Genomic DNA, 10,307 nt, shown 5'->3' with positions numbered 1-10,307 from the left:
GCTCGGCCCGCTTCGGATCGCGTGACGATGTGCGCGGCCTGGAATCCGGCGACGGCGATCTGCTGATCGGTCGATCGGCCAAATCGGGAAAGCTGCTCCGCTATGGCGGTCCCGCCCACCTGCTGACGATGGCCCCGACGCGCAGCGGCAAGGGTGTCGGCACGATCATCCCCAACCTGCTGATCCTCGACCGCTCGGTGATCTGCATCGACCCCAAGGGCGAGAATGCCCGCGTCACCGCCAGAGCGCGCGCCACACGCGGCAAGGTCTGGTGCCTCGATCCATTCGAGGTGTCGGGGCAACCCCCTGCCCGCTACAATCCGCTCGACCGCCTCGACCCCGCCAGCCTCGATCTGGCCGAAGATGCGATGACGCTGGCCGACGCCCTGGTCCATGACCCTGCCGGGCAAAGCGGCGATGCCCATTGGAACGAGGAAGCCAAGGCACTGATCGGCGGGCTGATCCTCTATGCCGTTGTCCATGAGGACCGCGAGCATCGCACCTTGGCGACGGTGCGCGAGTATCTGACGCTGGCCCCCAAGGGGTTCGCCGATCTGCTCACCCTCATGCAGGACAGCCGCGGCGCCGGTGGCCTGATCGCCAGAGCGGCCAACCGCCAACTCGGCAAGTCCGATCGCGAGGCCGCAGGCGTGTTGTCGTCGGCCCAGCGCCATACCCATTTTCTCGACAGCCCCCGGATCGTCGCCAGCATGGCCGCGTCCGACTTCACGTTCGCGGGGTTGAAAGAGGGGGTTTCCACGGTGTTTCTGTGCCTCCCCCCTGACCGGCTCGACGCCTATGCACGCTGGCTGCGCCTGCTGGTCGCCCAGGCGCTCACCGACATGGCCCGCTCACCCGTCAAACCGGCGCGGCCCGTCCTGTTTCTGCTCGATGAGTTCGCCGCCCTCGGTCGCCTTGAACCGGTCGAGCGGGCGATGGGCCTGATGGCCGGATATGGGTTGCAGCTCTGGCCGATCTTGCAGGACATGCACCAGTTGCGCGCCCTCTATGGCGAACGCGCGGGCACCTTCATGTCGAACGCTGGGGTGTTTCAGGCGTTCGGGGTGAACGATCTCGCCACGGCCGAACTGCTATCGAAGACGCTGGGGCAGGAAACCCTCGAATATCAGACGGCGGGCTATTCCCAAGGCGGCAGGATCGGCGGGGCAAAGCTCACGGAATCGGCCAGCACCCATATCAGCGCCCGAAACCTCATGAACCCCGACGAAATCATGCGGATGCCGCCCACCGACCAATTGCTGATGCTCCAGGGGCAGGCCCCGTTGATCGTGGAGAAGATCCGCTATTACGATCAGCGCGAATTTGCAGGGCTGGCCGATCCCGGCTGAGCGGCCACAGGGAGCGCGATCGTCGCCGATGAGGCATTGGACCGGAAACGGCCACAACCCCGCCTCCTGACCGCCCTGGACCTCTCCACAGCCGCTTAGGGCGCGATTGGGCGCTGAACCCGCCCCACTTCCCCCTCGGAAGCCCCGCGACCGTAGGTCGCCCTGTGACGGCATCGCCGTCACGCATCAAACAGCGCATTGGCCGCTAGGCCAATTCCACATTCCTCATCCCTAGAGCTGCATTTCTGCTCGCGCGTCCGCAATGATTCTAGATTCTGGGATTCTATGATTCAGGGGGTATCAAACGCATTGATTATAAAGGCGTATTTCGGCCTTTCATGAGGAATGGGGTGGGGCATCATGAGGAATGGGGTGCCCTATTGTGAGTTTTGGGGTGGGGGTATTATGAGGAATGGGGTGCATGAAGTGAGGCCATTTCCTTTCTCATCTCATAATACCTTGACCCTGTTCGCACATCGACCGAATGTCCCATCATGGACGGGACAGCCGACACAACTGGTCGCACGATGGAGGTGGCACGGATCGAGAAAGAGCGTGGCTCTGACACGATCGTACAGCCGCGCGAGCTAGTCGAAGTCCGCTACGCGCGGGGGGTTTCCCTTAGCCTGTCTGCGCGCAAGGTGTTCGCGTTGATGATGCACCAGGCCGCAGGCGACGCCTGGCGGGACCAGGAACATAGAATCGCCAAGCGCATGTTGCGCGGCTCCCACAACTCCAACGATCGCCTTGCCGAGACAATCGACGAGCTGATGGGTATCTTCTTTGCCATGCCTGACAAGGTGGATGGCGACCATGGGCGGCGCACCTTCCAGATGATCGAAGAGACATTTGAGGGGGGTGAACAGGGGTGGTTGATCTACCGTTTCACCCGACGCGCGCGCGACCTCCTGAAAGACAGCGAAGCCTATGCACTCCTGCACCGGGCAACAGTGCTGGCCTTCGATAGCAAATATGCCCTCGAACTATACCAGCTCGGAGCGTTGCTCTACCGACGAGACGTGCCGATCTGGCGCGGCGATGTGGAAACCCTCCGGGCAAAGCTTGGTGTTCCAGAAGGGTCTTACAGCTCTTTCGCCGATCTTCGACGCTTCGTCCTCGATGCCGCAACGGCGGAAATCAACCAGCTTGTGCCGCAGTTCTCGGTGGCATGGGACGTCGCCAAAAGGCGGGGCCGCAAGGTCATTGAGATTGCTATAACCTTCCGCCGCAAGCCGCCGATCGCTGCGGTAGCGGCCGAAGAGGAAAACGAACGCCATCGCGCCGGTCGCCGAGCACGTCGCGATGGCACGGCGGAAACGATACTCGATCCCAGTGCGATCATCGCTGCAACAGCCGCGAATTTGGGCGTGTCTGATGTTTTGCGCTGGCCTGCCGACGATCAGGTGACGGAATTTGGCGCAACGGAGTTGCACGCGATCGGCGTCACCTATGGTGGAGGGCACGCCGTACAGCGGTTGGCGGATCAATATGCGCGGGTGCGAACTGACAAGCGACGCCAGCTCCGGGGAGATGCCCTACGCGAAGATTGGACGACCTGGGTAAGGGGTTGCGCGGAAAAATGGAGTAAACCCTAATGGTTGTCGCTCTTAGGGTTTCGCGATACCCTATAGAAACAGGGACACGTTCCCGGTTGGAAACGGGGGAATAAACTATGGCAACCGTCTCAATGACGAAGGGGGCTGAACTGGCTGGGGTCAGCAAGGGAACCGTCTCAAAAGCCCTAAAATCCGGTCGTCTTAGCTATGCCGAGAAGACCGATAATGGCTACCTTATCGACACGTCCGAACTGTTCCGGGTGTTTCCTCCGAAACAGAAAGAAACGGTTGATGATTCCCGCTCCGACACCCCTGAAGGAAACAGGGAAACCCTAACAAATTCAGGGGGGTTGCAGCGGGAGATTGAACTGTTGCGTGAACAGCTACAAGATCGTGATGGCGTAGTTTCCGACCTGCGCCAACGGCTCGATAAATCCGAGGAAGAGCGTCGAGAAGCGCAGGCGCGGGTGATCGGATTGCTCACCGGGCCAGAGGCCGCAGAATCGAAACGTGGCTTTTTAGGTCGTCTGTTTGGGCGATCCAGCGACTGATCTCGAACGCTGATATTATTTCAAACACTCTGGATCGCCATTACAAAGGGCGGCGGCTTCGCTTCCAAGCCGTGCGGCAGTAGCATCATCATAGCCTGCACTCTTTGCGGCTTCGGTCATTCCAGCAACCTCACGCGCGCGCTGTGCTGCACCACCACTAGCATTCTGTCGCTCCGCGCTTCGTAATGCCTCGGCTTGGCTTGCGAACGCACCGTCATAATAGGCTCGATCTGCATCTGTCATTTTCCGGCTACTCGACACATTGGGTAATAACGCTTCGATTGGTGGTTCACTTTTAATTGCAATCGGTGCCGGTTCGTTCGGCAACTGAACAGGAGGCGAAGATGGCTCAAAATATTTGCTTATTATAACTGCCATTCCCAAAGCGGCGATTACAGCAATGATCGTATTTTCAGTCCGCTTTGATGCCATGATTCCCACCCATTCACTTATCTAAGTGCCACAATGCCGGGGACATTAACGTCCTACAAGCCGTGATATGGTTGCCTGGCTGACATTGAACAGGGCGGCAACGGTGCGCTGCGTGTCACCGGCAGCGAGCCTATCCAGCGCCTCGGCCTGCTGATGTGGCGTAAGGGCCGTCCTACGCCCGAATTTGACGCCACGCGCCCTTGCCTGGATACGCCCTGCGGCAGTGCGCTCGGTGATCCGATCCCGTTCCCAGCTCGCCGCGATCCCCAACACCGAAATTATCACCTCGGCAAATTGCGAAGTCGTATCCACCATCGGCTCGGCCAGCGAACGGAAGCCAGCCCCGGCCTCCTTCACCGCATGGAGGATGTTCAATAGGTCGCGGGTGTTGCGGGCAAGCCGGTCTGTCGCCGTCACCATCAGCACGTCGCCATCGTCCAGCGCGCCGATCGCGCGCTTGAGCTGTGGCCGTTCGGCCGTCGCACCGCTGATCTTCTCGCGGTAGATTTTGATGCACCCGGCAGCGGTGAGCTGGGCGAGCTGCTGGGCCAAGTCCTGGCCGTTGGTGGAAACGCGCGCATAGCCGTAAATCATGGCAATGATCTGCATCAGATTTTTGCATCAGGGAAGGGCGCGGATTTTCGCCATTCTCAATCTGATGCAAAAGTTTTCATAATGAAATTTTTAACAAACGATACCTTAATGAGAAGGGCAAGGTCCTGAACTGTTTCCTACCGTACGAAAGTGATCGCTTTCAATAACGAGATTATCAAATCGACAGTTATTAAGGTCATGGTCAAGATATGTAGTGACCTTTAGCAATCGGCTGTTATCCATGTGATCTATGTCATGCGGATTGGTCTGAAGCTCTCTTGGAAGATCTACGACAACGCCGTTCCTTTGATTAACAAACTTGATAAACTCGCAAGCATTTCCGCATCCCAGCCGAACAACGCTGTATGACCCTGCGTAGACGGGATCACCCAACACAGCTTCTTCGATAGCAGCCTTATACCGCCTATTGGGAGGGTTTCCGCCGGTAAGTATGGGGCTGGCAGCTTCACCACCCCCAAATACTTCCGTCATGTAGCTATCAAACCGTATCGGGTCTGCGGCTTGTTCAACGGGACGAGCTGCCAGATCGGCGGCCTCAGCTGCTCGATCAGCGGCCTCAGCAGCCGCGTCGGCCCTTTCAGTATAGCTTAGCTCATCTGAAGGTTTGTCGAGCATAAGCGTACTCAATTTTTTCAGAGCGGTTAGGTCACCTTTGGCGAGATCACGATAAAGAGGTATGGCTTTGGCTATCTTTTCAATAGGAGGTTTTGCCTTACACCCGGCAGATCCTAAGCTCCGGGAACATGCCTCCTCCTGCAATGCTAGAACAGCATCAGCCTTATCGATCGAATCCTCGCACTTTTGGACGTCCCCGGCGATACAGCCGTTGAAAACACCTTGGAATTCCAAGGTGTCATTCAAGATGCGCGCATCAAGCTCGCTATCCGAAAGAGATTTGCTCGAATTGCAACCAGTCGTAACAGCGCAGGCGATCGCTAAAATCAAAAATCTCCGAAACATGTTTCCTCTTTCAAGTGCGCAATTAGCCCTGAGGACGACATAATGTTGAATAGGTTTAAATAAGCTGGACACGGAAACCATAAGTAAGCCGCTGCGCGCAACGCTGGCGGCACCGAACAATCCGATCGATCTCGAATTTGTGTCGTGGATGCGATCACAAGGGTAGGCGGCGCGACGCTGATACCCATCCACGATGGACCGAATAAGACGTTGATGATCGGATACAGGCCCCCATCGCACGCACGCTGAGCGTCGATAACTGTCAATTTGCGAATTACAACTTTTGAAGCTTCAGCCTGATACAAAAATCACAAGTTTTGCATCAGACTCAAAAGCGCAGAAATCTGCGCCTCTCCGTGATGCAAAAATCTGATGCACATCTAGCGCTCCTTCTGGTCGCGATTCATGTAGGCACTGATGAGGCAACGAGCCTTTAACCCAGCTTTGCTAGGCCAGCACGATGCGCCGCCGCTCCTCCTTCAATCAGCCATCGCCAAAGGGGCAGCGAAGGACACGCCCTCGCCAACCTGATCCTAAGCCCGTTCCTATGGAATTGAAGCTCCTTGGGGCAGCAGCGGCACTGGGAGCAATTGTAGGTGTAGGGTCGATTGCAGCAAGCGAGGGTGGGGTGCAACGCGTCGCCTCCGCCGCTCATTCTTTCGCGGTAAATACTGGCATGGCTCGTGCCCGCGCACCCCAGGCTGGCGATTATTGGGCTGGGTGTGATTCTGCCCGCTCAGCAGGCACCGCTCCGATTTACCGTGGGGAGCCAGGATACCGCGTCGAGATGGACGGGGATAGCGATGGCATCGCTTGCGAGCCGTATCACGGAAATTGACAGAAAAGCCGCCCTGGCACCGTTGATGCAAAAGTTTTGATTTTTGCATCACCAGAACTGCCAATGTGAGCGCCATCCTTACCCTAAGAATACGGAGCCTTGCAGTATTTAGCCGCCGGACATAACCGTCAGGAAATGTAGCTGGGGGCTCAATTGAAGAATTTTCCACATCAAGTTGCCTCTCTAGATAAATTTCTGGAGGCTCTAAGGGTTGCTGCCCAAATCCTAGATGCCGGGGGCGATTTCGCATCTGATGCAACCTACGGAGACGCTCTTGCATACGGGGGCGTTCATTCGTTCCGAGATGCAGGCAATTTAAGCATTGCCCAACTCCTCGCTAGAGAACTGCAAAAGCCAGCGGCAAACAGGGGATCACGTACAGCCGCGCGCGATCATCGACGGGCCTTGAAACTGTTTGGGCTAATCTCTGGCAACGGTCTAACGCCAATCGGCCGTCAGCTTTTAGATTCCCCAACAAATGAGGTAAGATTAGGAATATGGCGAGAGGCTATGCTGGCGTTATCCATCGGCGATGATGAGAATAAAAGCCACCCTTATCGCATTCTTCTGCGCCTCGTTTATGACCATCCAGGTATCGAGAAAAGAAAACTTCTGTTAGCATTAGAAGCTAATAACGATTCACTTGATGAATATAACAGAATTCTAGATTTATCTGATTTACCTTATCAGGATGTTGTAGATCAACTTGGAGTTAGCCCGCATAATGCTGCCAATTCCATAAAGGTTCTTCCGGGCATAGCCGAACAGCTTGGAGATGTTATCACAACCGGCAATAAGCTAGTTTATCCAAAGCCTTCAGCTTCTCTGGCGACTGAAACCATTGATGAGGTTGGAATACCAAAAAAACCACCTCGCACGAATCCATCACGAAGAAATAGAAATCCTACTCTATACACCGCAAACAACATTGCCCCTTTGCCTGCATTCCAAAATAATGCACAAAATATTTTTGATCTAAACGCAGCGATACAACTAAGACAAAGAAGAACTGAAGAGCATCAATCTCTGGTAACTAAGTTCGCTCATTTTCTAGAAGAAAATGGATACCATTTATACGCAAACCCCTACGACTGCCTTGCGTCTAAAGACGACTCTTGGTTGCTGATAGAAGCAAAAACACTTGACGGAAGCCCCACTGATGGTCGGAGACAAGCAGAGAAGGCTTTAGGACAGCTTAGAGGATATGCATTCTTCGATTTACCTGAGGGGGTAGAAACAATGAATGTTCGCCACATTATCCTTTTTTCACAAAAGCCATCGGAAGAAATAGCTAATTTTCTGAGGGTCAATGGATTTGAAGTTATATGGGAAAGTGACGCGCTTTGGACAACGCTAGGCGCTGACAACGATCCGGCTCTGTTTACCGCTTGAGCCGACGGCCTTGCGGGACGTTTGTCTCGCGGGCCGCCAACCTTCCGCACGAAGCCGTGCTTCGCCTAAATCACAATAGGTCGGATTGATCTCAAATCCGGTGAAATTCCTTTGATGTCGAAAGGCGGCCAAGCATTCACTGCCAGAACCTGCAAAGGGGATCAGTACGTTCCCATTCTCAGGGCAAAAATGCTGTACGATACGCTCTGATAACATCAGCGGCTTTTGCGTAGGATGGTCAACACGCTCATCGGCATAACGACGCCCAGCCAATGTGGGAATCGCCCAAACGTCACCTGCTAAGCGACCTTTAGGATTGGGTTGCCAAGCTTTTCCGTTTTTATTCACGGCGTATTTCAAGCGTTCTGCGCTCTTATAGGGCTCGCGTATTTCTTCAAAAAAGAAGTCTTTAGACTTCGAGAACCACAATAACGGTTCATATGTCGCCCGCATTGCCCGGTTACCGCAGAATCCATTCTCATAATGCCAAATTATCTGACGGCGGTACTGCAACTCTAATTCATGCATCTGCACATGATTGAAACAAATATAATTATGAATTCCGTACAATAGAATTGAACCAGATTCTTTCATGACCCTTTTCGATTCAGTGAGCCATAGAGAACACCATTCTTTCCATTCGTCTATATTGCTATAACTGTCCTTCAGGCCGAAATTTTTGGCTATTCCATAAGGAGGGTCAGCGACAATGAGATCGACAGAATTGGATGCTGTCCGTGAAAATCCATCCAGAACATCGATGTTTAAAATTTTTCCAGCCATGTCTAGATCTTCTGAAGAATAATTGCATATTGATGGTGTATATTTGGTACAAAAGCATGCGGATATCCATATGGAAATACGCGCTTAAACTTCTGATATATTATAGTAAGTCCTTTTACTGCCATTTCTTTATTAAGCTCTATCGCTCTAGATAAATCAGAATGAAACATCATATAGCGATCTTTATGCCTAAAATCCCCAACAATTATCACCATATATTTTTTGGGCTTTAGTTTTTTACTAATTTTACAAAATATATCTGACAGCTCTTCTACAAAATCATCATAATCTGCGATGTGAGCAATATCATTAGCCGACTTTCCATAGTTATGATCTAGTCCGTTTGCGATTCTGTCCTGATTTGCTTTATGGTCTATCTTATTCAAGATACCCCAATAGGGTGGACTAGTTACTACAAAATCCAAACTTTCATCATCGATAGATGGAACGGCGGTCCTAATGTCCATGTTTATTATTTTTTGTTCAACGCCTTCTACACCTTGCGTCTCATCAATGCGCTGCCGAGCAAGGCCCGAATAAGTCGGGCTCAGTTCAACGCCGAGGCCATTGCGTCCAGAGACGGAGCAGGCCTTAAGGGTTGATCCAATGCCCACGAACGGATCAAAAACCAAATCACCTGGCTTTGTGAACATTTCAATGAATTTAAGAACATCCTGATATGAGAATGGTGCAGGATGCTGTCTTTCAAATATAGCTTCAGGAGAACCTTTGCCATGTCCTTTTTGAACGAAGACAGAAATAGTTCTAGCGATCCACTCAGATGCTGTAAGAGCATTTAACTTATTTTTTGGACTTACGACTTTTACCTCATTATCACTAAGAACTTCTTCATCTTTTATAGATACGAGGTTTAACATACAAAAATCATCCTGCTGCGTTAAGGAAGACCTATGCCGATCAAGGCCCAGGCTCAACCGAAAAGTGGTGAGCGGATGATTTTCGAAGGTTCTCACCCTAGCGTTGAAGCTCCAAGCCCGATCGACGTGCAACGCTGACGCGCCCCGGAAACATTTCTTCATGGATCGGCTCGACCACCGCTACAGCGCCTTTCTCACTGTCCCGCACCTTGCCCGGCTCAAACACCCGGCCCCGATCGAGTTGGTCCGCGATCCATTCCCGCGCGTGCGCTTCATCCCGCGCCGCGCCTTCGGGATCGCCCTTGTTCAATCCTTTGGCGATCGCACGAGCCACCATATAATTCCCCTGCGCTGCCCGTAGCTCCGGGTCCGCCGCCGCTTCCTTGTCGGTCGCCTGTCTGAACCTGTCGCCCAACGTCGGCGCGCGACCGATGCCGCCCCCTGATGCGCCGACGCTGCCAGCGACGAGCTTGGCCAGCACGCGGCTCATGGCGTCCACCTTGCCCTGCATCACCTCGACCTGGCCTGCCAGATTTTCCACCGCCGCCAGAACCGCCCGCTGAGTCGCCAGCAACGCCATCACCGGATCGTCGTTGTCATCGCTCATCGCTCGCGTCCCCTGTCCCATTCTTTCGAGCGATCCCGTTCAAGATCACGCTCGGCCTGGTCGTGATCCGACCCGCCCCCTTTGCTCCCCATGCGGGACGCGATGCGCGCGGCGGCGCTTCCCGGCTCCGGGGTATCCTTATCCCGCTCCACGCGCTGCGCCGTCGCCTCCGCAATCCGCTCGGCTGCGCTGCGATCGTCGGCCTGGTCCTGACTGCCCCACGCCGCGCTGAGACGGTCGCGCAACCCCTGCGCCATGTCCTTGGCCTTGTCACCGATGCCCCGCATGGTGTCCGCGATCCTGGCGCTGAGTTCGCGAAGCTGCTGCGTCAGCTCGCGCCGCTCCC

At 54.3% G+C, this 10,307-nt stretch carries 12 protein-coding genes; 5 read left to right on the top strand and 7 right to left on the bottom strand.

The annotated features are described in order from the left end of the window. From ACODSN_RS16285 to ACODSN_RS16275, 3 genes are all read left to right on the top strand, one after another. On the top strand, positions 1 to 1,349 hold a 1,349-nt coding region (locus ACODSN_RS16285; RefSeq protein WP_489056538.1), incomplete at its 5' end, for a type IV secretory system conjugative DNA transfer family protein. A gap of 494 nt (positions 1,350 to 1,843) precedes the next feature. Beyond that, positions 1,844 to 2,944 carry a replication initiation protein gene (locus ACODSN_RS16280; RefSeq protein ID WP_489056537.1) on the top strand — a complete coding sequence of 367 codons (1,101 nt, stop codon included), beginning with the start codon at positions 1,844 to 1,846 and terminating at the stop codon, positions 2,942 to 2,944. 77 nt (positions 2,945 to 3,021) lie between these two features. After that, entirely contained in the window at positions 3,022 to 3,456 is a 435-nt protein-coding gene (locus ACODSN_RS16275; protein WP_489056536.1) for a DNA-binding protein, read from the top strand. A 15-nt stretch (positions 3,457 to 3,471) separates the two neighbouring features. Here ACODSN_RS16275 and ACODSN_RS16270 read toward each other — a convergent pair whose 3' ends face one another. The 3 genes from ACODSN_RS16270 to ACODSN_RS16260 form a co-directional block, all read right to left on the bottom strand. Next, positions 3,472 to 3,888, bottom strand: a complete 417-nt coding sequence (locus ACODSN_RS16270; RefSeq protein ID WP_489056535.1) for a hypothetical protein — start codon at positions 3,886 to 3,888, stop codon at positions 3,472 to 3,474. A gap of 45 nt (positions 3,889 to 3,933) precedes the next feature. Further along, complete coding sequence (locus ACODSN_RS16265; RefSeq protein ID WP_489056539.1) at positions 3,934 to 4,482, bottom strand: recombinase family protein; 549 nt, start codon at positions 4,480 to 4,482, stop codon at positions 3,934 to 3,936. A gap of 105 nt (positions 4,483 to 4,587) precedes the next feature. Next, a complete protein-coding gene (locus tag ACODSN_RS16260) occupies positions 4,588 to 5,463 on the bottom strand; it encodes a hypothetical protein (RefSeq protein WP_489056534.1) in 876 nt (291 codons plus the stop codon). 460 nt (positions 5,464 to 5,923) lie between these two features. Between ACODSN_RS16260 and ACODSN_RS16255 the strand changes: the two genes are divergently transcribed. Together ACODSN_RS16255 and ACODSN_RS16250 are read left to right on the top strand one after the other, a co-directional pair. Then, positions 5,924 to 6,301: an excalibur calcium-binding domain-containing protein gene (locus ACODSN_RS16255; RefSeq protein ID WP_489056532.1), complete on the top strand. Its 378-nt coding sequence runs from the start codon at positions 5,924 to 5,926 to the stop codon at positions 6,299 to 6,301. A 153-nt stretch (positions 6,302 to 6,454) separates the two neighbouring features. Further along, complete coding sequence (locus ACODSN_RS16250; RefSeq protein WP_489056531.1) at positions 6,455 to 7,693, top strand: hypothetical protein; 1,239 nt, start codon at positions 6,455 to 6,457, stop codon at positions 7,691 to 7,693. Here ACODSN_RS16250 and ACODSN_RS16245 read toward each other — a convergent pair. From ACODSN_RS16245 to ACODSN_RS16230, 4 genes are all read right to left on the bottom strand, one after another. After that, positions 7,655 to 8,476, bottom strand: coding sequence for a DNA-methyltransferase (locus tag ACODSN_RS16245; protein ID WP_489056530.1), 822 nt, complete (start codon positions 8,474 to 8,476; stop codon positions 7,655 to 7,657). The genes ACODSN_RS16250 and ACODSN_RS16245 overlap by 39 nt on opposite strands. A 2-nt stretch (positions 8,477 to 8,478) precedes the next feature. Next, positions 8,479 to 9,354, bottom strand: coding sequence for a DNA methyltransferase (locus tag ACODSN_RS16240; RefSeq protein WP_489056529.1), 876 nt, complete (start codon positions 9,352 to 9,354; stop codon positions 8,479 to 8,481). A gap of 97 nt (positions 9,355 to 9,451) precedes the next feature. Then, the gene (locus tag ACODSN_RS16235; RefSeq protein WP_489056528.1) at positions 9,452 to 9,961 is read right to left on the bottom strand and encodes a hypothetical protein; all 510 of its coding nucleotides are present in this window, start codon (positions 9,959 to 9,961) and stop codon (positions 9,452 to 9,454) included. After that, positions 9,958 to 10,307: hypothetical protein (locus ACODSN_RS16230; protein ID WP_489056527.1), on the bottom strand; the 350-nt coding region annotated here is incomplete at its 5' end. The genes ACODSN_RS16230 and ACODSN_RS16235, both read right to left, overlap by 4 nt.

The sequence above is a fragment of the Sphingobium sp. FG11 genome, from assembly GCF_057809915.1.
This window is presented reverse-complemented; position numbering and strand designations above follow the sequence as displayed.

What these genes read in the sequence shown, in the direction of transcription:
- ACODSN_RS16280 (WP_489056537.1), top strand. Translation starts at nt 1,844, where the DNA reads ATGGACGGGACAGCCGACACAACTGGTCGCACGATGGAGGTGGCACGG.
- ACODSN_RS16275 (WP_489056536.1), top strand. Translation starts at nt 3,022, where the DNA reads ATGGCAACCGTCTCAATGACGAAGGGGGCTGAACTGGCTGGGGTCAGC.
- ACODSN_RS16270 (WP_489056535.1), bottom strand. Translation starts at nt 3,888, where the DNA reads ATGGCATCAAAGCGGACTGAAAATACGATCATTGCTGTAATCGCCGCT.
- ACODSN_RS16265 (WP_489056539.1), bottom strand. Translation starts at nt 4,482, where the DNA reads ATGATTTACGGCTATGCGCGCGTTTCCACCAACGGCCAGGACTTGGCC.
- ACODSN_RS16260 (WP_489056534.1), bottom strand. Translation starts at nt 5,463, where the DNA reads ATGTTTCGGAGATTTTTGATTTTAGCGATCGCCTGCGCTGTTACGACT.
- ACODSN_RS16255 (WP_489056532.1), top strand. Translation starts at nt 5,924, where the DNA reads ATGCGCCGCCGCTCCTCCTTCAATCAGCCATCGCCAAAGGGGCAGCGA.
- ACODSN_RS16245 (WP_489056530.1), bottom strand. Translation starts at nt 8,476, where the DNA reads ATGGCTGGAAAAATTTTAAACATCGATGTTCTGGATGGATTTTCACGG.
- ACODSN_RS16240 (WP_489056529.1), bottom strand. Translation starts at nt 9,354, where the DNA reads ATGTTAAACCTCGTATCTATAAAAGATGAAGAAGTTCTTAGTGATAAT.
- ACODSN_RS16235 (WP_489056528.1), bottom strand. Translation starts at nt 9,961, where the DNA reads ATGAGCGATGACAACGACGATCCGGTGATGGCGTTGCTGGCGACTCAG.